Genomic DNA, 23,367 nt, shown 5'->3' on the forward strand with positions numbered 1-23,367 from the left:
ACGACTTCGATCGTCGAGGATCAGGACTGGTCAGTCGGGCTGGTTGAGCGAGGCGACCGGGGTCCGCTTCGGCGTGCCGCGATGGCCGTCGCTGCGGCTCAGCATGTCCTTGAGATAAGCCACGTTGGCCTCGGCCTGATCCGGAGGCAGATCGGCCTTCACGATGGTCTCGGCCTCGGCGAAGCGGCCCTGGAGACCGACGACGAGGCCGAGATTCTGCCGCACCCGGCTGCTGGCACGCGGCGAGGCGTAGGCCTGCCGCAACGCCTCTTCGGCCTTGGGCAGATCCTTCGTCAACATGTAGGACAGGCCGAGATTGGAAAGTACGCCGGGATCACCCGGCGCGATCTTCAGCGCGCTCGCATAATAGGAACGCGCCTCCTCATGGCGCCCCATCTGGTCGAGGGCGGTGCCCTGCACGGAGAGCAGGTGCCAGTCCGGATTGTCGGGCGAATGCGCCTTCGACAGGACGTCGAAAGCCTGCTGGAAATTACCGTTGTCGGCGAGGGCGCGGCCGTACAGGGCGAGCAGCGGCTTGTTGCCGGGATTGGCGATGGTCGCCTGCTCGAGCACGGCTACGGCCTGGGCGCGCTGACCATTGGCGCGCAGGGCCTGACCATAGCCGAGCGCAGCGTCGGCATCCTTGGGATTGGCCCGGTAGCGCTCGCCATAGACCTCGACGGCGCGAACCGGATCAGTGGGAGCGGCTTCCGCCCGTGGCCCGCCGATCGAGCCCGTCACGTCCGAGAGTTTCGACATGCCCGAGCAGCCGCCGAGGCCCATGGCCACCGCCGCCACCATCGAGGTGGACGCAAGAAGCCGGGCAAGACTGAACCGTTGACGCATGACGCCTTGACTCTCGAGCCGATTGATCGAGCCGAACGCGCCAGCAATAGGCTGTTAACCCTAACGGCCGGTTAACGCAGCTCCCGGGCCGCTCTCCGCGCGATGCTTGTGGCGGCGTCCCGCCGCCCGAGGTCGAGATCGCGGCGGAGCGCACTCAACTGGTCGTCCACACGCCTCGGCAACTGCCGCCTCAATATTCGATGGCAAGCCGCTTGCGAATTTCGTCGATGCGCTTGTCGAGCGCATCGAACCGCGCGTGGACGGAGCGATCGTGCAGATAGAAGACGTCCCCGCCGGCAAGGAACGCGAAGATCCAGTGGTGGTGCTCGACGTAACCGAAGATCACCTCGATAGCCTGGCCGATGAATGTGACCACGCTCCACACAAATTCCATTGCATGTCCTCCCGGCGCGTTTGTCGTCGGTCGCCCCCGATTTCATTCCGGCGACCGTTGCCGGAACCTAGCATGGCCCCCTCGCCGCGAGTAGCGGCTCGCCGAACGGGGACAGCAAAGCCGATTGCAGCCGCGGCGAAACTCTGCGAAGTCTCGTCCATTCGCATGCCCCGCCTGATCCGACGATCCGGACCCGCCAATGCCTTCTGTCTTCGAGACGTCCCCCACCGCCATCCCGATCACCTTCGTCACCAAATCGAGCTGGGATCAGGTCGCCGGGACGCTGCCGCCGGCGCAACGCCAGTTTGCGAGCGCCAGCGCCTTTGCAGCCAAGCCGGGCGGCTATCTCGCCCTGCCCGCGCCGGATGGCGCGATCGCGCAGGTGCTGTTCGGCCTCGAGGACGACGGCGCAAGATCGCGCGACCTGTTCCGGCCCGGCGCCCTGCCCGGCCTGCTGCCGCCCGGCACCTATCGCTTTGCCAATGCGCCGCACGATGCACGGCTGGCGGCGCTCGCCTTCGCGCTCGGCACATACCGCTTCGCGCGCTACCGCAAGACTGACAGGCCCGAGGTCCGGCTGGTGCCGCCTGATGGCGTGGACCCGGCCGAGATCGATCGGATCGCCGGTGCGGCGACGCTGGCACGCGACCTCATCAACACGCCGTCCAACGACATGGGCCCGGATGAGCTCGCCGCAGTCGCGCAAGCGCTAGCGGCGGAATTCGGTGCGAGCTTTGCCTGCACCGTCGGCGAGGAGTTGGCGAAGAATTTCCCGCTGATCCACGCCGTCGGCATGGCATCCAGCCGCGCCCCGCGGCTGATCGACATCAGTTGGGGCGATCCTGGTCATCCCAAGGTGACGCTGGTCGGCAAGGGCGTCTGCTTCGACACCGGCGGGCTCGATCTGAAGCCGTCGAGCGGCATGCTGATCATGAAGAAGGACATGGGCGGCGCCGCCAACGTGCTGGCGCTGGCGCGCATGGTGATGGACGCGAAGCTGAAGGTGCGGCTACGCGTGCTGATTCCGGCCGTGGAGAACGCGGTCGCCGGCAATGCCTTCCGCCCGCTCGATATCTTCACCTCGCGCAAGGGCATCACCGTCGAGATCGGCAATACCGACGCGGAAGGACGCCTGGTGCTCGCAGATGCGCTGGCGCTGGCTGACGAGGAGACGCCCGACTTGCTGGTCGACCTCGGCACGCTGACGGGCGCAGCGCGTGTTGCGCTGGGACCGGATCTGCCGCCGTTTTACACCAATGATGAGACCCTTGCCGCCGACCTCGCGCGCTGCGCGGTGAAGGAGAACGATCCGTTGTGGCGCATGCCGCTATGGCCGCCTTACGATGCATGGCTGGACTCCAAGACGGCCACCATCACCAATGCGCCCTCCGGTGGCTTTGCCGGCTCGATCACCTGCGCGCTGTTCCTGCAGCGCTTCGTCGAGCAGGCCAGGAGCTGGCTGCATGTCGACATCTATGGCTGGACGCCGTCGGCGAAGCCGGCGCGGCCCGAAGGCGGCGAGTGCCAGGCCGCGCGCGCCATCTACGCACTCCTGAGCGAACGCTATGCATGACCCGCGGCTGACGCCGGCGCGGGGTGACCTCGCCGCAAAATATCTCGAAGGCAAGGTGCAGGCGGATCGATACGTCAGCGGCGAGGAATTCGAGGTGGTCGAAGCGATCGCGCCGGTGCGCGAGCAGCCGTCATCGAGCGCGATGCTGATGACGCAGGCCCTGCGCGGCGAACGCGTCATGGTCTACGACCGCAACGGCGAGGGTTGGGCGTGGGCCCAGCTCCATGGCGATGGCTATGTCGGCTGGCTGCCGGATGCGGCGCTCGCGAGGCCATCGGACGCCCCAACTCATCTGGTCGGCGCGCTGCGGACATTTGCGTTCCCCGGTCCCTCGATCAAGCTGCCGCCGGCCGATACGCTCGTGATGGGATCGAAGCTCGCCGTGACGCGCGAGGACGGCAGCTTCGCCGTGACGCATGACGGCAGTTATGTGCCGAAAACGCATCTCGTCCGGCTCGATCATCGCGAGCCGGACTTCGTCGCAGTCGCCGAGCGCTTCGTCGGCACGCCCTATCTCTGGGGCGGCAAGAGCAGCTTTGGCATCGATTGCTCCGGTCTCGTCCAGGTCTCGCTGACGTCCGCCGGGATCGGCTGCCCGCGCGACAGCGACATGCAGCTCGCCGGCCTCGGCCGCCCCCTGGAACCGCACGAGCGAAGCCGCTTGCAGCGCGGCGATCTGATCTTCTGGAAGGGCCATGTCGCGATCGTCCGCGATGGCAGCACCATGGTTCACGCCAATGCGCATCACATGGCGACCGTGATCGAACCGATCGAGCCAGCGATCGCGCGGATCAAGCAGGCCGGCAGCGAGGTCGTCGCAATCAAGCGGCTCTGACCGTCCCGTCGTTCGAGGTTCGCGCGACGCGCGCCCCGGAATGACGAACGCTACGTCGCCCCCGAGCCGTTGCCGGCCGTCTCCAGCCGGAACGCCGCCGCGAACAGCGCGCGCGTGTAATCGGTCTTCGGGTTCTTGAACAGCTCGGAGGCCTGTCCCTCTTCGACCACCTTGCCGCCACGCATGACGATCAGGTGGCTCGCAAGCGAAGCAACGACACGCAAATCGTGCGAGATGAACATGTAGGTGAGCTCCCGCTTGCGCTGGAGCTCGCGCAAGAGATCGACCATCTGCGCCTGGAACAGCATGTCGAGCGCGCTGGTCGGCTCGTCCAGCACGACGAAATCGGGCTCCAGCACCACCGCCCGCGCGATGCTGATGCGCTGGCGCTGGCCGCCGGAGAATTCATGGGGATAGCGATAGCGGGTGTCGGGCTTCAAGCCCACGTCTTCCAACGCCTTGACGACGCGCGCCTCACGCTCCTCGCGCGACAGCTTCGGCTGATGCACCGAGAGACCTTCGGCGATGATGTCGGCGACCGACATGCGCGGTGAGAGCGAGCCGAACGGATCCTGGAACACGATCTGCATGTCGCGCCGGAACGGGCGCATCTCCTTGAAGCGCAGGCCCTGGATGTCCTTCCCTAAGAAGACGATGCGTCCGTTCGAGGAGATCAGGCGCAAGAGGGCCAGCCCCAGCGTGGTCTTGCCCGAGCCGGATTCGCCGACGACACCGAGCGTCTCGCCCTTGCGCACGGCGACGCTGACGCCGTCGACCGCCTTGATGTGGCCGACTGTCTTGCGCATCAAGCCACGCTTGATCGGGAACCACACTTTCAGATCATTGGCCGACATCACCACCGGTGCATCCGGCTGTGGCGGCGCCGGATCCGGCTTCGGCTCCGCCGCGAGCAAGTCGCGTGTATAGGGATGCTTGGGGGCCTTGAAGACCTGCTCGACTGGCCCCTGCTCGACGATCTCGCCGCCCTTCATGACGCAGACGGTGTCGGCGATGCGGCGCACGATGCCGAGATCGTGGGTGATGAAGAGCAGGCTCATGCCGAGCCGCGAGCGGATCTCGGCGAGCAGCGCCAGGATCTGCGCCTGCACGGTGACGTCGAGCGCCGTCGTCGGCTCGTCCGCGATCAACAGGTCCGGCTCGTTGGCGAGCGCCATCGCGATCATGACGCGCTGGCGCTGGCCGCCAGAGAGCTGGTGTGGATAGCTTTTCAGCCGCGTCTCCGGATCGGGAATGCCGACCTGCGTCAGCAGCTCCAGTGTCCGCCTGCGGGCCTCCGCATTGCTGGTCGGATTGTGCAGCTGGATGATCTCGCCGATCTGCGCCTCGATCGTGTGCAGCGGATTGAGCGAGGTCATCGGCTCCTGGAAGATGATGGAGATGTCGCTGCCTCTGATCTCCCGCATCTGCTGCTCGGAGCGGTCGATCAGCTCCTCACCTTTGAAGCGGATGCTCCCTGACGGATGCGAGGCGTTCGGATAGGGCAGCAGCTTCAGGATCGACAGCGCGCTCACCGACTTGCCGGAGCCGGATTCGCCGACCAGCGCAAGGCATTCGCCGCGCTTGATCTGAAACGAGACCTTGTCGACCGCAAGCGTGGTCGCGCCGCCCTGGTGGAAGGCCACAGAGAGATCGCGCACGCTGAGCAGGGGCTGGTTGATCGCGTCCATGACCTTACCTGAACGTCTTGCGCGGATCGAAGGCGTCGCGCACGGCTTCGCCGATGAAGATCAGGAGCGACAGCATGATCGCCACCGAGAAGAAGCCGGAGAAGCCGAGCCAGGGCGCCTGCACGTTGGCCTTGGCCTGCGACAGCAGTTCGCCGAGCGAAGGCGAGCCCGGCGGCAGGCCGAAGCCCAGGAAATCGAGCGCAGTCAGCGTCATCACCGAGCTCGACACGATGAACGGCAGGAAGGTCATGGTCGCCACCATGGCGTTCGGCAGCAGGTGGCGGAACATGATGACGGGGTTGGAGACGCCGAGCGCCCGCGCCGCCTGAATGTATTCGAAGTTGCGACCGCGCAGGAACTCGGCCCGCACGAGGCCAACCAGTGAGACCCAGGAGAACAGCAGGAGGATGCCGAGCAGCACGAAGAAGCCGGGCACCAGCACCGAGGACAGGATGAGGAGAAGGTAGAGCGAGGGGATCGCGGTCCAGATCTCGATGAAGCGCTGGAAGATGAGATCGACCCGGCCGCCGAAATATCCCTGCACCGCGCCCGCTGCGATGCCGATGACGGAGGAGACGATGGTCAGGCAAAGGCCGAATAGCACCGAGATGCGGAAGCCATAGATCAGCCGCGCGACGACGTCGCGGCCCTGATCGTCGGTGCCGAGCCAGTTATATTCGAGATCGCGGCAGCTCTTCAGCCCTTTCTTCTCCACGACCGGCTGGCACTGCTTCTCGGTCAACATCCAGGTCGGCGGCGAGGGCGCCGGCGTCGGCAGATCGAGATTGTGGGTGTCGTAGGAATAGCGGATCAGGGGCCAGACGATGGTGCCGTTCTTGTCCTTGATCAGCTTCTGCAAGTACGGGTCGCGATAGTCGGCAGCGGTTTCGAAGTCGCCGCCGAAGGTGGTTTCCGAATAGGTCACAAAGGCGGGCCAATAGAGATGGCCGTCGAACTTGATCAGGAAGGGCCGATCGTTGGCGATCAGCTCGGCGAACAGCGAGACCACGAACAGGGCGATGAATATCCAGAACGACCAGTAGCCGCGGCGATTCGCCTTGAAGTTCTGCCACCGCCGCCTGTTCAGCGGCGAAGGTGCGAACGGCTTGCGCGTGATCGGAACGGCATCGCCAAGCGGCGACTTCGCTGTGGTTTCGATCGGCGTCGGCGCGGTGATCGTCATCAGACCTCCCGCGCCTCGAAATCGATCCGAGGGTCAATCCACATATAGGTCAGGTCGGAGATCAGATTGATCACGAGGCCGACCAGCGAAAAGATGTAGAGTGTCCCGAACACCACGGGATAGTCGCGGTTGAGCACGCTCTCGAAGCTGAGCAGTCCGAGCCCATCCAGCGAGAAGATGGTCTCGATCAGAAGCGAGCCCGAAAAGAAGGCGTGGATGAAGGTCCCGGGGAAGCCCGCAATCACGATCAGCATCGCATTTCGGAAGACATGGCCGTAAAGCACCCGGCCCTCGCTGCAGCCCTTGGCGCGCGCGGTCATGACATATTGCTTGCGGATCTCGTCCAGGAACGAGTTCTTGGTCAGGAACGTCATGGTGGTGAAGGCACCCAGCCCCATGGCGATCAGCGGCAGTGTCAGATGCCAGAAATAATCGATGATCTTCCAGTACCATGGAAACTGCGACCAGCCGTCCGAGGTCAGTCCGCGCAGCGGGAACCAGTTGAAGAAGGATCCGCCGGCAAACAGGATGATCAGCAGGATCGCAAACAGAAAGCCGGGAATGGCATAACCCAGCACGAGAATGGTCGATGTCCAGGTATCGAAACGCGTGCCGTCCTTCACCGCCTTGCGAATGCCGAGCGGGATCGAGATCAGATAGGTAACCAGCGTCAGCCAGAGGCCGAGCGAGATCGAGACAGGCAGCTTCTCCCTGATGAGCTGAATCACGCTGACGTCGCGGAAATAGCTCTTGCCGAAATCGAAGCGGGCGAAATTCCAAACCATCAGAGCGAAGCGCTCCGGTGCCGGCTTGTCGAAACCAAATTGCGCTTCGAGCTTCTTGATGAAGTCAGGGTCGAGCCCCTGCGCGCCGCGATATTTCGAGTTGATGGCATCGCCGCCGGCCCCGACCTGCCCGGGCGCACGCTGTGCAAAATCGCTGCCGCCGGAAATGCGCGAGGTGCCGCCGGTATCGGCGCCGGAGAGTTGCGCAATCACGCGCTCGACCGGGCCGCCCGGCGCGAACTGCACGACGACGAAGGAGACGAAGAGGATTCCAAGCAGCGTCGGAATCATCAGGAGGATGCGGCGGGCGATATAGGCGCTCATGGCTACTTCGCCTGCTCGAGCTTGGCCGCCTTGGCCGGCTCATGCCACCAGATGTCGGGTGCGCCGACGCCGTTGGCATAACGCGGAAGCCTCTGCGGATGGCCGAACTGATCCCAATAAGCCAGCCGGTGCGTCTTGTTGTACCATTGCGGCACCCAATAGCGGCCGGCGCGGAACAGGCGGTCGAAGGCACGGCAGGCGATGGTCAGTTCCTCCCGGCTGTCGGCAGCCATGATCTTCTCGATCATGGCATCAATTGCCGGGCTGGCGACGCCGGCGAGATTGTACGAGCCCTTGGTATTCGCGACCTGCGAGGAGAAGAACGCGCGCATGGCATCGCCCGGCGTTGCCGACATGCTGAAGCGCTGGATCGTCATGTCGAAGTCGAACTCTTCCTGCCGGGCCTTGTGCTGTACGGCATCAACGAGGCGCACACTCGCTTCGATACCGAGCGTCGCGAGATTCTTGATGAAGGGCGCATGATGCGGCTGGAACGAGGGTTCATCCAACAGGAACTCGATCTTGAATGGCTCGCCGTTCGGCAGCACCCGCTTGCCGTCCTTGATGGGCACGCCGGCCTCGGTCAGCAATTGCTGCGCCTTGCGGAGCAGGCTGCGGTCCTGACCCGAGCCGTCGGAGACTGGAGGCGCGAAAGGTGCAGCAAATACCTCGTCGGGAATCTGGCCGCGAAACGGCTCCAGCAGCTTCAGCTCTTCCGGCGAGGGCGGCGCGTTGCCTGCCATGAGGTCCGAGTTTTGGAATGGCGACACCGTACGGGCATAGGCGCCGTACATGATGGTCTTGTTGGTCCATTCGAAATCGAAGGCGTCGATCAGGGCCTCGCGCACGCGCGGATCCCTGAATTTCTCGCGACGCGTGTTGATGAACCAGCCCTGTGCGCCCGAGGGCGTATCGTCGGGCACGACCTCCATCTTGACCCGGCCGTCCTTCACGGCGGGGAAGTCATAGCGCGTCGCCCAGATGCGTGAGGTGAACTCCTCGCGGTAGAGATAGCTCTTGCCGGTAAAGCCCTCGAAGGCGACATCGCGGTCGCGATAGAATTCGTAGCGCACGACGTCGAAATTGTAGCTGCCGCGGCAAACCGGCAGACCGGCCGCCCACCAGTCCTTGACCCGCTCGAACTCGATGTAGCGATTGACCTCGAACCTGCCGACCTTGTACGGACCCGAGCCCAGCGGAATCTCCAGAGACGATTCGTCGAACGGGCGGGACGCGTAATAGGCTTTCGAGAAGATCGGCAGGCCCGCGACATAGAGCGGCACGTCGCGTGCGCGTCCCTTGGCGAAGGTGACGACGAGCGTCGCATCGTCGATCGCTTCCGCGCTGACCATGTCGCGCATCTGCACGATGATCAGCGGATGGCCTTTGGTCTTCAGCGACGTCAGCGAAAACGCGGCATCGTGAGCGGTGAGCTTCGTGCCATCGTGGAATTTCGCCTCGGGCCGCATCGTGAAGCGATAGACCAGCCTGTCCGGCGAGATCCGTACGGATTTGGCGGCAAGCCCGTACATCGCATCCGGCTCGTCGTTCGCCCGCACCATCAGCGGCGAGAACGTCATGTCCATGCCTTGCGCGCCGTCGCCCTTCAGGATGAAGGCATTGAGCGAGTTGAAGGTCTGGTAGGACTGGTTATAGGCGCGCACCGACGGGATCAGAGAGAACGTGCCGCCCTTCGGCGCGTCGAGATTGACGTAGTCGAAATGATGGAAGTCGGCGGGATATTTGAGATCGCCGAAGGCCGAGATGCCGTGTGCCTCGGTCCCCGCTTCCGATGCTCGCGCACCACGCAATGGCTTCGTGCCCAGCGACGCCCCGAAGGCGCCGCCAACTCCGAGGGCCAGCACATGGCGGCGTGACATCTGCGTCATGCGGGAAATGTCCTTCACGACTTCTTTGCGATCCGCGCCGCCTTCTCTGCGTCGTACCACCAGATGAAGGGGAAGCCGGACTGACCGTATCGGGGCAATTCCGCCGGCCGGCCGAAGCGATCCCAGCGTGCCGTGCGCACCTTGTTATAGGTCCATTGCGGCACGACGTAATGATTCCACAGCAGCACGCGATCGAGCGCCTTGGTCGCGGCGACGAGATCCTCGCGATCCCTGGCGTAGATCACCCGCTCGATCAGCTTATCGATCGCCGGATTCTTGATGCCGGCGATGTTGCGCGAGCCGGCGATGTCGGCTGTCTTGGACGACCAGAACTCGCGCTGCTCGTTGCCCGGCGACTGCGACTCGCCCCATGAATTGGTGACGATGTCGAAATCCCACTCGCGCGTCCTGTTCTCGTACTGGGTCGGGTCGCCCGTCCGCACGCTGACGGCGATGCGGAGCCGCTCCAGCGACGGCTTGTAGAACAGCGTGATCCGCTCGAAGCTCGGATCCGAGTTCAGCAATTCCAGGGAGAACTGTGCGCCGCTCTTGACGTCGATCAGCTTGCGGTCGCGCACCTCATAGCCGGCCTCCTTGAACAGGCGCAGCGCCTCGCGAAGATTGTCGCGCACGGCTTCCGGACTGCCGCCGACGGGATTGGTGTAGGCCGTAGTGAAGACTTCGGGCGGGACCTGGGCGCGGACCGTCTCGAGGATCTCGAGCTCCTTCCCCTGCGGCAGGCCGGTCGCCATCAGGTCTTCGATTCCGTCGAAATAACTGCTGATGCGCTTGTACTGGCCGAAGAAGATCTGCTTGTTCATCTCCTCGAAGTCGAACGCGTAGTTGAGCGCGCGACGCACGCGCGGATCGCTGAACTTGGCGCGGCGCAGGTTGGGCACGAAGGCCTGCATCACGCCAGAGCTGCGATTGGCGAATTCCTCGAGGATCACGCGCTTTTCGCTCACGGCCGGAAAATCGTACGCCGTCGCCCAGTTCTTCGCGCTGTTCTCGGTACGCCAATCGACCTGGTCGGCCTTGAAAGCCTCGATCGCCACGGTGGCGTCGCGGAAATATTCGTAGCGCAGCTCGTCGAAATTGTTGCGGCCAACATTGGCAGGCAGGTCGCGGCCCCAATAGTCCTTGACGCGCTCCAGCGCGATCGACCGTCCTGCAACAAAATCCTTGATCTTGTAGGGACCAGACCCGAGCGGCACTTCAAGCGTGGTGGTGGACACATCGCGCTTGCGGCCCTGCGCATCGGTCCCCTCCCACCAATGCCTCGGCAGCACGATGAGCTGCCCGACGATCTGCGGCAGCTCGCGATTGCCCGGCGCGTCGAACACGAACTTCACCTCGCGCTCGCTGACCTTCTCGGCCTTCACCACATGGCTGTAATAGGCCGAGTACATCGGGTGGTGCTTCTTGAAGGAATCGAGCGAGAAGATCACGTCGTCGGGAGTGACCGGCTTGCCGTCGTGCCATTTGGCTTGTGGCCGCAAGCGGTAGGTGACGAAGGAGAAATCGTCCGGATGGCTGACGGCCTCGGCCAGCGCGCCGTATTCGGTCGAGACCTCGTCGAGCGAGGGTGTCGTGAGGGATTCGTAGATGAATGCGACCGCACCGGCGACTTGCCCCTTCACGCCCGACACCACGATGTTGAAATTGTCGAAGGTGCCGACGGCGATCTGGCGGGCGACGCCGCCCTTGGGCGCTTCCGGATTGACGTAGTCGAAGCGCTTGAAATCTGCGGGGTACTTGACCTTTCCGAACAGCGACAGCGCATGGCGCCAAGGCGGCTCACTGGCAGATTGCGCCTGCGCTGAGCCGATGGCGGGAACGCCCGCCACGGAACCGAGGACGGGAAGCGCTGCGGCCGCAGTGCCGGTGAGCAGGAGATCGCGTCGGGTAATGGCCAAATCAACATCCCTGTCTTGAAGGAGGCTACTCCTTTAAGTTCCCAATATAGGCGAGGTTTCGACCGAATATGTTGCTTTTTCCTCATCTTGAAAGGCCGGACGGCCTGTCAGATGCGGCCAAACGCCCCGATAACGTCATCGCGAGGCCCGGATACGGAAACGGCCAGGCTTCTCAGCCTGGCCGCACATTCCAAGACAGGTTCTTGAGGCCTTACTTCGAGGCCGTTGGCAGCGGCTGCGGATGCTCCGACAGCGAGTTCAGGTAGGCAATGACGTCGGCGCGCTCGGAATCCTTCGGAATACCGGCGAAGCCCATCGCGGTGCCCGGGATGAAGCCCTTCGGGTTGGCGATGAACTTGTTGAGGTCGTCGAAAGTCCAGGTGCCGCCCTTGGACTTCATGGCTGCGGAAAAATTGAAGCCATTCCGGCCCTCGCCCCGCTTCTCGCCGACCACGCCATAGAGGTTCGGACCGACGCGATTCGGGCCACCCTTTTCGAAGGTGTGGCAAGCGCCGCACTTCTTGGCAGCGGCGGCACCCTTTTCGACGGAGGCAGTCTGGAGCAGCTTTTCGATCGGCTCGGAGGATGCAGCAGCGGCGCCGCCGCCTTCCTTGCCGTGGCCGGCATCTTCCTTCACGGCGATCTCGAAGCCCGGCTTTTCCGGCATCTTGGGCGAGAACAGCGCGCTCGCGGTGAAGCTCGTCACCAGCAGGATGAGACAGGTGCCCAGCACGGCACCGAGAATCTTATTGAGTTCGAAAGAGTCCATTTCCGGCCAGGCCCCACACCGCAAGAAGGATTGAGCGGCCGGGCGGCCGCCAGGACGAGCCTCGGGAGAATCAAACGTTCCTTATTGTTTCCCCGAGTTTTGCCATTGAGATATCGGTTTGCCAGGGGTCTGGCAACCCGTATAAGCGACCCGGCTTCAGGCTCGTCCCCATCCCATTTCCCGGTGCGGAAAACGCTCCGTTTTCAGGCCCTTGACCGATGATCGATCCCCGCATCCTGGTGCTGATCCCAGCCCGCATGGCCGCCACCCGCCTGCCCGGCAAGCCGCTCGCCGATATCGCGGGCCTGCCGATGATCGTGCATGTGCTGCGCCGCGCCGAGGCCGCTGCCATCGGCCGGGTCGCGGTGGCGACCGACACGCCGGAGATCGCGTCCGTCGTCACCGCCCATGGCGGCGAGGCCGTGATGACCCGCGCCGACCACCCCTCTGGCTCGGACCGCATCCACGAGGCCATGCAGAAGCTCGACCCCGAGGGCAAGGCCGAGATCGTGATCAATCTCCAGGGCGATTTCCCGACCATCACGCCGCAGACCATCCGCGAGGTGCTGCCGCCCTTTGACGACCCGGCGGTCGACATCGTGACGCTGGCCTCGCAGATCCACACCGAGGAGGAAGATCTCGCCCCCAGCGTGGTGAAGGCCATCGGCTCGCCGATCGGACCGCGGCGACTGCGGGCGCTGTATTTTACCCGCGCCACAGCCCCTTACGGTAACGGACCGCGGTACCACCATATCGGCCTCTATGCGTACCGCCGCGCGGCGCTGGAGCGGTTCGTGTCGCTGCCGCCCTCGCCTCTGGAACGCCAGGAAAGCCTTGAGCAGCTGCGGGCGGTCGAAGCCGGCATGCGGATCGACATCATGATCGTCGACAGCGTGCCTCGCGGCGTCGACACGCCGCCCGATCTCGAAACCGCGCGCAGCATCCTTTCCAAATCCTGAGCGGCTGCTACAAGGCGCCGCAGGAGCACTTCGAGACATGAGCAAGCTGAAAATCGCATTCCAGGGCGAGCCCGGGGCCAATTCGCACATCGCCATCGTCGAGGCCTATCCTGACGCCGAGCCGATGCCCTGCGCCACCTTCGAGGACGCGCTGTCGGCGATCTCGTCGGGCGAGGCCGATCTCGGCATGATCCCGATCGAGAACTCGGTCGCCGGCCGGGTCGCCGATATCCATCATCTGCTGCCGGCCTCCGGACTCTTCATCATCGGCGAATGGTTCCTCCCCGTTCGGCATCAATTGATGGCGGTGAAGGGGACCAGGCTCGAAGACATCAAGAGCGTCGAGAGCCATGTGCACGCGCTCGGCCAGTGCCGGCGCATCATCCGCAAGCTCGGCATCAAGCCGATCGTGCACGCCGACACCGCCGGCAGCGCCCGCGACATCTCCGAGCGCAAGGACAAGACCGTGGCCGCGATCGCCTCGCGCCTCGCCGCCAAGATCTACGGCCTCGACATCCTCGCCGAGGACATCGAGGACGAGGCCCACAACACCACGCGCTTCGTGGTGCTAGCGCGCGAGCCGAAATGGGCCGCGCAGGGCTCCGGCCGGCTGGTCACGACGTTTGTTTTCCGGGTGCGCAATTTGCCGGCCGCGCTCTACAAGGCGCTCGGCGGCTTCGCCACCAACGGCGTCAACATGACCAAGCTCGAAAGCTACATGGTCGACGGCAATTTCTTCGCCACGCAGTTTTATGCCGACGTCGATGGGCACCCCGAGGACAAGGGCCTCGCTTTCGCGATCGAGGAGCTGAAATTCTTCTCGCGCGAATTCCGCATCGTCGGCGTGTATCCCGGCCATCCGTTCCGCGCGACTTTCAGCGAAGCGCAGCAGGATTGATGCTTCGCCTCCTCTGGAGGGTAGGGCTATCGCAGATGAGTGCGGTTGCCTGTGCGCATCCTTCGAGACGCCCGCCTTTGGCGGGCCCTCAGGATGAGGACGGAGTGCGCGGCAGCACTTTCAACGGACACCGATACAGTTCAGCCTCATCCTGAGGAGACCGCGAAGCGGGCGTCTCGAAGGAGAGGCGCTTGCTCGGGCCCCGCCACAAAGCCATATGCGATAGCCCTGCGCCGGAGGGGGGTGAGTCACACCGCCCGGTTCGTCAGCCCGAACGCCTCTGCCAGCAGCGAATACGACTTCTTCCGCGCGGCGTGATCGTACACCGCGGTGATCACCATCAGCTCGTCCGGCTTGCTCGCATCGATCAGCGGCTGCAGCTTCCTCTGCACCGTCGCGGGGCTGCCGACGAACAGGCGGGAGCGGGTGCGCAGGATCGATGTGCGCTCGGCATCCGTATACGGATAGGCCATCGCCTCCTCGACGCTCGGCAGCGGCAGATATTGACCGCGGTCCCGGCGCAGCCGGTTGAGGTCAAACGAAGAGGCAAGCCGTTCGGCTTCCTCATCGGTATCCGCGGTGATGACGGCGACCGCCAGGATGGCATGCGGACTCGCACGCCACGCCGAGGGCTGGAAGCGGTTGCGGTATTGCACCATCGCATCGATCGCGTCGTGGGACGCGAAATGATGGGCGAAGGCGAAGCCCATTCCGACCTGCGCGGCCAGCTCCGAGGAATAATCGCTGGAGCCGAGCAGCCAGATCGGCGGCAGCTTGGTGTCGTCAGGCATGGCGACGACGTTGTTGTAGGGGTGCCCTGCGGGGAATTCGCGCGTCTCCCACAGGATCAATTCGTGCAGCCGCTCAAGGAAATCGTCGCCCTCGCGGCGATCGAGCCGGCTGCGCAGCGCATAAGCCGTGGCGCCGTCGGTGCCGGGGGCGCGGCCGAGACCGAGATCGATCCGGCCCGGAAACAGTGCCTCCAGCATCTTGAAGCGCTCGGCGACGACCAGCGGCGCATGGTTGGGCAGCATCACCCCGCCGGAGCCAACGCGGATATGCTGCGTCACCGCAGCGATCTGGCCGATCATGACGTCGGGCGCAGGACTCGCGACGGAGGCAAGGTTGTGGTGTTCGGGGAGCCAATAGCGGACATAGCCGAGCCCGTCGACATGGCGCGCAAGGTCGATGCTGTTGCGCAGCGCCGCGGCGGGCTTGGTGCCGGTGGTGACGACGGAGAGGTCGAGAACGGAAAGCGGGATCATGGCGACTTACCCTAATGGAGGGCCGCGCGGCGACAATGGGTCGGCCGCGCAGGCCTGATTTGTGCAGGCCGCGAGCCGACGCGGTTGGCCGGAGCAGGTTGTTGGGCCAATTAACGTCTGGATAACGATCGATTCCATTGGCCCACCCGCTCGGACTCCCCGAGTTCATCCCTGTCTTTCGTTAACATATTGAAATGTATATATTATATTAAGATACCGATGTCCCAACAAGATCGGATTACGACCTATAATCCCGCAATCTCATGGCATAAGTGGGCTATTTCCCATCTCCGATGGGCTGTCGATCAACCCGCCTTTGGCTTATCTTGGGTGTCCAAGCGAGGCCTGACCGTCGGCCGCCGAAACTGCGACAAATCTGGAGTGAGTGGTGCCATGACCGATCTGACGACCCCTACCCGGGCCGACCGGCAAGACGGGCACCTGAAGCCGCCTGCGATCTCGTTCGAGTTCTTTCCGCCGAAGACGGAAGATATGGAGCGTAACCTCTGGGAGACCATCAACCGGCTCGCCCCGCTCGACCCGAAATTCGTCTCGGTGACCTACGGCGCCGGCGGCTCGACGCGTGAGCGCACCCACGCGACCATCGCCCGGATCCTGAAAGAGACCGCGCTGCTGCCGGCGGCACATCTGACCTGCGTCGGTGCTTCGCGCGGCGAGATCGACGAGATCGTCGACCGCTATCACGAGGTCGGCGTCCGCCACATCGTGGCCCTGCGCGGCGATCCCGCTGGCGGCATCGGCACGCCCTATGCCAGCCATCCCGACGGCTACCAGAACTCCGCGGACCTCGTCGCGGGGATCAAGAAGCGGCATGCCGATATCGAAGTCTCCGTCTCGGCCTATCCGGAGAAGCACCCCGAAGCGCGCGACTTCGATTCCGACATCGACACGCTGAAGGCCAAGGTGGACGCCGGTGCGACGCGCGCGATCACCCAAGTGTTCTTCGACAACGACCTCTACTTCCGCTATCTCGATCGCGTCCGCGCGCGCGGGATCAATATCCCGATCGTGCCGGGCATCATGCCGATGCACAATTTCAAGCAGGCGCGCAATTTCGTCACCCGCGCCGGCACCACCGTGCCGGACTGGTTCGCCGCCAAGTTCGAGGGCCTCGATGACGACGCCGAGACCCGCAAGCTGGTGGCCGCGACGGTTGCCGCCGGCCAGGTGCAGAAGCTCGCCAAGCACGGCGTCGAAACCTTCCATTTCTACACCATGAACCGCGCCGATCTCGTGTTCGCGATCAGCCATTTGCTCGGCATTCGCGCCAAGAGCGCGCAGAAGGCGGCGTAAGAGAAAATGACCGTGACCATCTCTCCGAAGCGAACTGCCCTGCTCAACGCCGCGCGCCAGCGCATCCTGGTGCTCGACGGCGCCATGGGCACGATGATCCAGAACCTGCAGTTCGACGAGAAAGCCTTCCGTGGCGAGCGCTTCAAGAACTTCCATCGCGACCTGCGCGGCAACAACGACCTCTTGATCCTGACCCAGCCGCAGGCGATCGAGGACATCCACGCTGCATACTTGCGCGCCGGCGCCGACATCGTCGCGACCAACACCTTCTCCACCACCTCGATCGCGCAGGCCGACTACGACCTCGCCGACATCGTCTACGAGATGGCGCGCGAGGGCGCCCGGCTCGCCGGCAATGCTGCACGGCGCGTCGAGGCCGCGGACGGCAAGCCGCGCTTCGTCGCGGGTGCCATCGGTCCCACCAACCGCACCGCCTCGATCTCGCCGGATGTTTCCAACCCCGGCTACCGTGCCGTCACCTTCGACGACTTGCGCAAATCCTATGGCGAGCAGATCCGTGGCCTGCTCGACGGCGGCGTCGACCTGCTCCTGGTCGAGACCATCTTCGACACGCTCAACGCCAAGGCGGCGCTCTATGCGATCGCCGAGATCACCGAAGAGCGCGGCATCGACATGCCGGTGATGGTGTCGGGCACCATCACCGATAAATCCGGCCGCCTGCTCTCGGGCCAGATGCCGGAGGCGTTCTGGAATTCGGTGCGGCACGCAAAGCCGATCACCATCGGCTTCAACTGCGCGCTCGGCGCCGAAGATTTGCGCGCGCATATCGCCGACATCGGCCGCGTCGCCGACACGCTGGTGTGCGCCTATCCGAACGCCGGCCTGCCCAACGAGTTCGGCCAGTATGACGAGACGCCTGAGTACATGGCGCGCCTGGTCGGCGAATTCGCGCGCGACGGCCTCGTCAACATCGTCGGCGGCTGCTGCGGCACCACGCCGGAACATATCGCGGCGATCGCCGCCGCTGTTGCCCCGCACAAGCCGCGCATCGTGCCGGAGATCCCCCCGCGGCTGCGGCTTTCCGGCCTCGAGCCGTTCGTGCTGACGGACGCGATTCCCTTCGTCAATGTCGGCGAGCGTACCAACGTCACCGGATCGGCCCGCTTCCGCAAGCTGATCACTGCCGGCGACTACACGGCCGCGCTCCAGGTCGCGCGCGACCAGGTCGAGAACGGCGCGCAGATCATCGACGTCAACATGGACGAGGGCCTGCTCGATTCCGAAGCGGCGATGGTGACGTTCCTCAATCTCGTCGCCGCCGAGCCCGACATTGCCCGCGTCCCGGTCATGGTTGATTCATCGAAATTCTCGGTGATCGAGGCCGGCCTGAAATGCGTGCAGGGCAAGCCGGTCGTCAACTCGATCTCGATGAAGGAAGGCGAGGAGAAGTTCATCTTTGAAGCCAGGATCGCCCGCCGCCACGGCGCGGCCGTGGTGGTGATGGCGTTCGACGAGGTCGGCCAGGCCGACACGTTCGCGCGCAAGACCGAGATCTGCAAGCGCGCCTACGACATCCTGGTGAACAAGGTCGGCTTCCCGCCGGAAGACATCATCTTCGATCCCAACATCTTTGCGATCGCGACGGGCATCGAGGAGCACAACAATTACGGCGTCGACTTCATCGAGGCGACGCGCTGGATCCGCCAGAACCTGCCGGGTGCGCATGTCTCGGGCGGCGTCTCCAATTTGTCGTTCTCGTTCCGCGGCAACGAGCCGGTGCGCGAGGCCATGCATTCGGTGTTCCTGTATCACGCCATCAAGGCGGGCATGGACATGGGCATCGTCAATGCCGGGCAGATGATCGTCTATGACGACATTGATCCGGAGTTGCGCCAAGTGTGCGAGGACGTCGTTCTCAACCGCGACGCCAGCGCCTCCGAACGGCTGCTGGCACTGGCGGAGAAATTCCGCGGCAAGAAGACCGAAAGCAAGGAAGCCGACCTCGCCTGGCGCGAATGGCCGGTGGAGAAGCGGCTATCGCATTCGCTGGTGCATGGGATTACCGAGTTCATCGAGCAGGATACCGAGGAGGCCCGCAAGAGCTGCTCGCGCCCGCTCGACGTGATCGAGGGCCCGCTGATGGCCGGCATGAACGTGGTCGGCGACCTCTTCGGCGACGGCAAGATGTTCTTGCCGCAGGTGGTGAAGTCCGCCCGCGTCATGAAGCAGGCCGTGGCTTACCTGATGCCGTTCATGGAGGAGGAGAAGGCGCGCAACCTTGCCAGCGGCATCGGCACCGAGGCCTCCTCGTCTGCCGGCAAGATCGTGCTCGCGACGGTGAAGGGCGACGTCCACGACATCGGCAAGAACATCGTCGGCATCGTGCTCCAGTGCAACAATTTCGAGGTCATCGACCTCGGCGTGATGGTGCCGGCCGCCAAGATCGTCGAGACCGTGAAGGCCGAGAAGGCCGACATCGTCGGGTTGTCAGGCCTGATCACGCCCTCGCTCGACGAGATGGCGTTCTTCGCCGGTGAATTGCAGCGCGAGGGCCTGAAGCTGCCGCTCCTGATCGGCGGCGCCACCACCAGCCGCGTGCACACGGCGGTCAAGATCGACCCGAGCTACCGGGCCGGGCCCGTCGTGCATGTCAACGACGCCAGCCGCGCCGTCGGTGTTGCCTCCTCGCTGCTCTCGCCTGAGAAGCGCGAGGCCTATGCCGCCGAGGTCCGCGCCGAATACGCCAAGATCTCGGAGGCGCATCTGCGTGCGCAGGCCGACAAGAGGCGGCTGAAACTCAGCGACGCCCGCGCCAATCGCGTTCCGGTCGATTTCAACCAGAGCAAGCCGGTGAAGCCGACCTTCCTCGGAATCAAGAGTTTTGACGACTACGATCTCGCCGAGCTGGTCGACTGCATCGACTGGACGCCGTTCTTCCAGACCTGGGAGCTCGCCGGCCGCTTCCCCGCCATCCTCGACGACGCCAAGGTCGGCGAGGTCGCGCGCTCGCTCTACGACGATGCGCGAAAGATGCTCGACACCATCGTCAAGGAAAAATGGTTCCGGGCCCGCGCGACGATCGGCTTCTGGCCGGCGAACGCGCAGGGCGACGACATCGTGCTCTATGCCGACGAGAGCCGGACTAAGAGCATCGCGACGCTGCACACGCTGCGCCAGCAGCTGGAGAAGCGCGAAGGCCGCTTCAACGCGGCGCTCGCCGACTTCATCGCGCCTGCCGGGGTGCCCGACTATATCGGCGGCTTCGTCGTCACCGCAGGGATCGGCGAGGACGTAGTTGCCGACCGCTTTAAGATGGCCAATGACGATTACTCCTCGATCCTGTGCAAGGCGCTGGCCGACCGCCTCGCCGAAGCCTTCGCCGAGCGCATGCATGCCCGCGTGCGCCGCGAGTTCTGGGCCTATGCGCCGGACGAGGCGCTCACCAACGAGGAGCTGATCCTGGAGAAATACTCTGGGATTCGCCCCGCGCCCGGCTATCCCGCGCAGCCCGACCACACCGAGAAGGCGACGCTGTTCGAGCTGCTCGATGCGGAGGCGACGGCCGGCGTGAAGCTGACCGAGAGCTTTGCGATGTGGCCGGGGTCGAGCGTGTCGGGGCTCTATTTCGCGAACCCCGCGAGCTATTATTTCGGCGTCGGCAAGATCGAGCGCGACCAGGTCGAGGATTACGCCGCGCGCAAGGGCATGACGGTAGCGGAGGCCGAGCGCTGGCTCGCGCCGGGGCTGAACTACATCCCGACGCAACAGGACAAGGCCTTTGCGGCAACGCCGGCGAACGACGAGGCCCCAAAGGATCTCGCCTCGCATCCGCCCGGCTGCACCTGCGCGGTGCACCTCGTCTGGCAGAAGAAGCGCGCGGGAGCGGGATAGACGCCGCCAAAGGCAAAAACGCGAAAACAACCCCATGCACAGTAGCGATGGGGTTGAAAAGCCTCAGCAATTTCGGCCTTGCCGAAGACGCATTTGCGGCGTCGGGCAAAACAGGGGTATTATCGCATCATCGGCTGGGGTGGTGGACTGACAACGCTCGCCAAGCCCAGCGCCGTCATTCCGGGGCGCGCCTCTTGGCGCGCCCGGAAACCATTTCTCCGCTTCATCCACTGCATGATGGATTCCGGGCTCGCGCTACGCGCGCCCCGGAAAGACAGAGCGTCTCACCCCTTCGGCGGGGCCAGCGGCTGCACGATCTCCTGGAACGGGGCCAGTGCCTCGCAGCGCTCGGCATGTGCCGCGAGCGCCGGATAGCGCGCGGCATCGAACAGCTGCGGATGCGCTTCGCGGGTGAAGCGGACGACGCAGGCGACGGCAATGTCGGCGTGGCCGATGCGCGTCCCCAGCCAGTAGGGCGTCGTCACCTTGGCGCGCTCGGCCTCAAGCACCTCTAGCACGTCCGCGATCTGCGCCTGGCAGCGCTCGACCCACAGCGCAAGCTGCTCCTTCCGCAGCACGCGCTCGTAGAGCAGGCTGACCGCCTTGTCGCCAAGGCCGGAGGCGAGCGCGCAGATGCGCAAATGCCTGCGCCGCTCGGCGCCGCTGCGCGGCAGCATGGCCTTGTCCGCGCCGACGCGCTCGTCGAGATAATCGAGGATGATCATGCTCTCGATCAGCGCCTCGCCGTCGTCGAGCACCAGCGTCGGCACCCGGCGCAGCGGATTGTACGGCGCGATCTTGTCGGCATCGCCGAAGGTCGACCAGGGCTTGTGCTCGAAAGCGAGCCCGTAGAGCCGCAGCGCAATCGCGACGCGGCGGACGAACGGGGAATCATATTGGCCGATCAGGAACATGGTTCGCGCTTTTCTCAATCATTGAACAAGGCAGGGCCGATCAGTCTCCACGACCGGCACGGCGCGGCGCAACAAAAATCTCGGAAATGGAGCATTGCGCCGATTGCAACGTCGCCCGCAGCCGCGTCGCGCGATGTGCTCAAAGACCGTCCTGGATCGAGCGCTTGATCGCGGCGATGGCGGTCTCGTTGCGCTTGTACATCGTCCACTGCTTGATCCGCTTGGCGCGCACCAGCTTGGCTGATGTCAGCACCCGCATGTGCTCGCTCACCGTCGGCGCGCTGACGCCGAGCTTTTCGGCGATCAGCAATCCGCAGACACCGTCCTCGACCAGGTCTCCATCGGCCTGCTCGCGGAAATGCTTCCTGGGATCCCGCAGCCATTCCAGGATCTGCAGGCGGCGTTCGTTGGCGAGCGCGCGCAAGGCGACGGCAAATTTCATTTAGTTATTTTGCTAATTACCTAATTGATGTCAACGCTCCCCTGCGTTATCCTGGACGACATCATGACAGCGACAATGGACATCAAGCGGGAGCGGATTGCGGCGACCGAGCCGGTCATCCGTCCGCATATCAGGCGTACGCCGCTCCTTCAGGCCGACCTCGCCGATTTCGGCCTGCCGGCCGCGCCCGTCACGTTCAAGCTCGAGATGCTGCAGCATTCTGGATCGTTCAAGGCGCGCGGCGCCTTCGCCAATCTGTTGCTGCGGCAGGGGCCGCAGTCCGGTGTCGTCGCCGCTTCCGGCGGCAATCACGGCGCGGCTGTCGCCTATGCGGCGCAGCGGCTCGGCATTCCCGCCACGATCTTCGTGCCTGACATCACCTCGCCGGCCAAGGCCGAGCGGATCCGGAATTACGGCGCAAAGCTCGTGATCGCGGGCAATCGCTACGCCGATGCGCTCGCCGCAAGCGAGGCGCATGTCGCGCAGACCGGCGCGCTGGCCGTCCATGCCTACGATCAAGCCGAAACCCTGCTCGGCCAGGGCAGCGTCGGACTGGAATTGGAGCAGGACGCGCCCGACATCGACACGCTGCTGGTGGCGGTCGGCGGCGGCGGGCTGATCGGCGGCATTGCGGCGTGGTACGCTGGCAGGACGCGCATCGTCGCGGTCGAACCGGAGCAATCGCCAACCCTGCACAGCGCGTTCGCGGCGGGCGCGCCGGTCGATGCGCCGGCCGGTGGCATCGCCGCCGACAGCCTTGCGCCGCGCCGCGTCGGTGAGCTGATGTTTCCGGTCGCGCGGGCCCATGTCGAGCGCGTCGTCCTGGTCAGCGACGATGCGATCCGCCAGGCCCAGGCCGCGCTGTGGTCGCACTTGCGCCTCGTGGCCGAGCCCGGCGGCGCAGCCGCCTTCGCCGCGGTGCTCTCCGGCCGCCATCGTTCCTCACCCACCGAGCGCGTCGCGGTTCTGGTCTGCGGCGCCAACACCAATGCGGTGAATTTCGATAGCTGAGCGGGAATGACATGACGGGACCGCGCGGACTGATCCTGATGGCGATCCTGCTGCCGATGATCGGTGCCGCCCACGCCCAAGAGCGCCCGATCGGCTTCCTGACGCCGTCGAAGAACATCGCCTGCCAGTTCTTCACCGACAACGGCCAGGGCGTGCTCCGCTGCGACATCATGAGCATGGACGCGCCCCCGCGCCGGCCGCCCGATTGCGAGCTCGATTAGGGCCACGCCTTCGAGATGAGCGCGAAAGGCGCCGCTAGCCGCATCTGCGCCGGCGACAGCGTGATGGATCCCTCGCTGCCGGTGCTGGCCTATGGCGAGGTGTTGCAGCGCGGGGGATTCACATGCCGGTCGGAGCAGACGGGATTGACGTGCTTCAATGCGATGCAGCGGGGGTTCTCGCTGGCGCGGGGGAAGCAGGAGGTGTTTTGAGAGGCTGCATCCACTTCGGCTGCCAGTCATCGAGCCATTGAATAGACTACACCATGACACAACTACACATCGCCGGCGG

20 protein-coding genes are annotated in these 23,367 nt (G+C 64.6%); 9 read left to right on the plus strand and 11 right to left on the minus strand.

Translation table 11 applies throughout. The features are described 5' to 3' along the window. Positions 1-30 precede the first annotated feature (30 nt). Positions 31-846, minus strand: a complete 816-nt coding sequence (locus X268_RS28425; protein ID WP_128927991.1) for a tetratricopeptide repeat protein — start codon at positions 844-846, stop codon at positions 31-33. 190 nt (positions 847-1,036) lie between these two features. Beyond that, entirely contained in the window at positions 1,037-1,240 is a 204-nt protein-coding gene (locus X268_RS28430; RefSeq protein WP_128927992.1) for a hypothetical protein, read from the minus strand. A 199-nt stretch (positions 1,241-1,439) separates the two neighbouring features. On the opposite strand from X268_RS28430, the gene X268_RS28435 reads away from it, so the two are divergent. Together X268_RS28435 and X268_RS28440 are read left to right on the plus strand one after the other, a co-directional pair. Beyond that, complete coding sequence (locus tag X268_RS28435; protein WP_128927993.1) at positions 1,440-2,813, plus strand: leucyl aminopeptidase family protein; 1,374 nt, start codon at positions 1,440-1,442, stop codon at positions 2,811-2,813. Continuing rightward, positions 2,806-3,648: a C40 family peptidase gene (locus tag X268_RS28440; protein WP_128927994.1), complete on the plus strand. Its 843-nt coding sequence runs from the start codon at positions 2,806-2,808 to the stop codon at positions 3,646-3,648. The genes X268_RS28435 and X268_RS28440 overlap by 8 nt, the downstream gene beginning before the upstream one ends. Before the next feature lie 50 nt (positions 3,649-3,698). Here the strand turns inward: X268_RS28440 and X268_RS28445 are convergent, their stop codons facing one another. The 6 genes from X268_RS28445 to X268_RS28470 all read right to left on the minus strand — a co-directional run bounded on the left by X268_RS28445 (position 3,699) and on the right by X268_RS28470 (position 12,202). After that, the gene (locus X268_RS28445) at positions 3,699-5,336 is read right to left on the minus strand and encodes an ABC transporter ATP-binding protein (RefSeq protein ID WP_128927995.1); all 1,638 of its coding nucleotides are present in this window, start codon (positions 5,334-5,336) and stop codon (positions 3,699-3,701) included. A gap of 4 nt (positions 5,337-5,340) precedes the next feature. Next, on the minus strand, positions 5,341-6,519 hold the full coding sequence (locus X268_RS28450) for an ABC transporter permease (protein ID WP_128927996.1): 1,179 nt from the start codon (positions 6,517-6,519) through the stop codon (positions 5,341-5,343). Then, on the minus strand, positions 6,519-7,628 hold the full coding sequence (locus X268_RS28455) for a microcin C ABC transporter permease YejB (protein WP_128927997.1): 1,110 nt from the start codon (positions 7,626-7,628) through the stop codon (positions 6,519-6,521). The genes X268_RS28450 and X268_RS28455 overlap by 1 nt, the downstream gene beginning before the upstream one ends. A 2-nt stretch (positions 7,629-7,630) precedes the next feature. After that, a complete protein-coding gene (locus X268_RS28460; RefSeq protein WP_128927998.1) occupies positions 7,631-9,517 on the minus strand; it encodes an extracellular solute-binding protein in 1,887 nt (628 codons plus the stop codon). 14 nt (positions 9,518-9,531) lie between these two features. Continuing rightward, the gene (locus tag X268_RS28465) at positions 9,532-11,433 is read right to left on the minus strand and encodes an extracellular solute-binding protein (RefSeq protein WP_128927999.1); all 1,902 of its coding nucleotides are present in this window, start codon (positions 11,431-11,433) and stop codon (positions 9,532-9,534) included. Positions 11,434-11,644: 211 nt separating this feature from the next. Then, positions 11,645-12,202, minus strand: a complete 558-nt coding sequence (locus tag X268_RS28470) for a c-type cytochrome (protein ID WP_128928000.1) — start codon at positions 12,200-12,202, stop codon at positions 11,645-11,647. Positions 12,203-12,420: 218 nt separating this feature from the next. Here X268_RS28470 and X268_RS28475 point away from each other — a divergent pair, with 218 nt between their 5' ends. Continuing rightward, positions 12,421-13,161 (plus strand): 3-deoxy-manno-octulosonate cytidylyltransferase, encoded by a 741-nt coding sequence (locus X268_RS28475; RefSeq protein WP_128928001.1) that lies wholly within the window; start codon positions 12,421-12,423, stop codon positions 13,159-13,161. Positions 13,162-13,198: 37 nt separating this feature from the next. Then, positions 13,199-14,059, plus strand: coding sequence for a prephenate dehydratase (locus X268_RS28480; protein WP_128928002.1), 861 nt, complete (start codon positions 13,199-13,201; stop codon positions 14,057-14,059). 248 nt (positions 14,060-14,307) lie between these two features. On the opposite strand, the gene X268_RS28485 is transcribed toward X268_RS28480, so the two are convergent. After that, positions 14,308-15,324 carry an LLM class flavin-dependent oxidoreductase gene (locus tag X268_RS28485; protein ID WP_128928003.1) on the minus strand — a complete coding sequence of 339 codons (1,017 nt, stop codon included), beginning with the start codon at positions 15,322-15,324 and terminating at the stop codon, positions 14,308-14,310. A 393-nt stretch (positions 15,325-15,717) separates the two neighbouring features. Here X268_RS28485 and metF point away from each other — a divergent pair, with 393 nt between their 5' ends. Next, positions 15,718-16,638, plus strand: coding sequence for a methylenetetrahydrofolate reductase [NAD(P)H] (gene metF, locus X268_RS28490; RefSeq protein WP_164937971.1), 921 nt, complete (start codon positions 15,718-15,720; stop codon positions 16,636-16,638). Between the two features lie 6 nt (positions 16,639-16,644). After that, complete coding sequence (gene metH, locus X268_RS28495; RefSeq protein WP_128928005.1) at positions 16,645-20,490, plus strand: methionine synthase; 3,846 nt, start codon at positions 16,645-16,647, stop codon at positions 20,488-20,490. A 284-nt stretch (positions 20,491-20,774) separates the two neighbouring features. Here metH and X268_RS28500 read toward each other — a convergent pair whose 3' ends face one another. Together X268_RS28500 and X268_RS28505 are read right to left on the minus strand one after the other, a co-directional pair. Continuing rightward, the gene (locus tag X268_RS28500) at positions 20,775-21,404 is read right to left on the minus strand and encodes a glutathione S-transferase family protein (protein ID WP_128928006.1); all 630 of its coding nucleotides are present in this window, start codon (positions 21,402-21,404) and stop codon (positions 20,775-20,777) included. Between the two features lie 139 nt (positions 21,405-21,543). Further along, the gene (locus X268_RS28505; RefSeq protein WP_024340569.1) at positions 21,544-21,846 is read right to left on the minus strand and encodes an ArsR/SmtB family transcription factor; all 303 of its coding nucleotides are present in this window, start codon (positions 21,844-21,846) and stop codon (positions 21,544-21,546) included. Between the two features lie 27 nt (positions 21,847-21,873). Between X268_RS28505 and X268_RS28510 the strand changes: the two genes are divergently transcribed. From X268_RS28510 to X268_RS40110, 3 genes are read left to right on the plus strand one after another with little or no spacing between them, the layout of a single operon-like run. Further along, entirely contained in the window at positions 21,874-22,857 is a 984-nt protein-coding gene (locus X268_RS28510; RefSeq protein ID WP_128928007.1) for a threonine/serine dehydratase, read from the plus strand. 11 nt (positions 22,858-22,868) lie between these two features. Next, complete coding sequence (locus X268_RS40105; RefSeq protein ID WP_245477688.1) at positions 22,869-23,078, plus strand: hypothetical protein; 210 nt, start codon at positions 22,869-22,871, stop codon at positions 23,076-23,078. A 15-nt stretch (positions 23,079-23,093) separates the two neighbouring features. Beyond that, a complete protein-coding gene (locus X268_RS40110; protein WP_245477690.1) occupies positions 23,094-23,288 on the plus strand; it encodes a DUF6636 domain-containing protein in 195 nt (64 codons plus the stop codon). Positions 23,289-23,367 lie beyond the last annotated feature (79 nt).

This window comes from Bradyrhizobium guangxiense (assembly GCF_004114915.1).
In the GTDB taxonomy this organism is placed as follows: domain Bacteria; phylum Pseudomonadota; class Alphaproteobacteria; order Rhizobiales; family Xanthobacteraceae; genus Bradyrhizobium; species Bradyrhizobium guangxiense.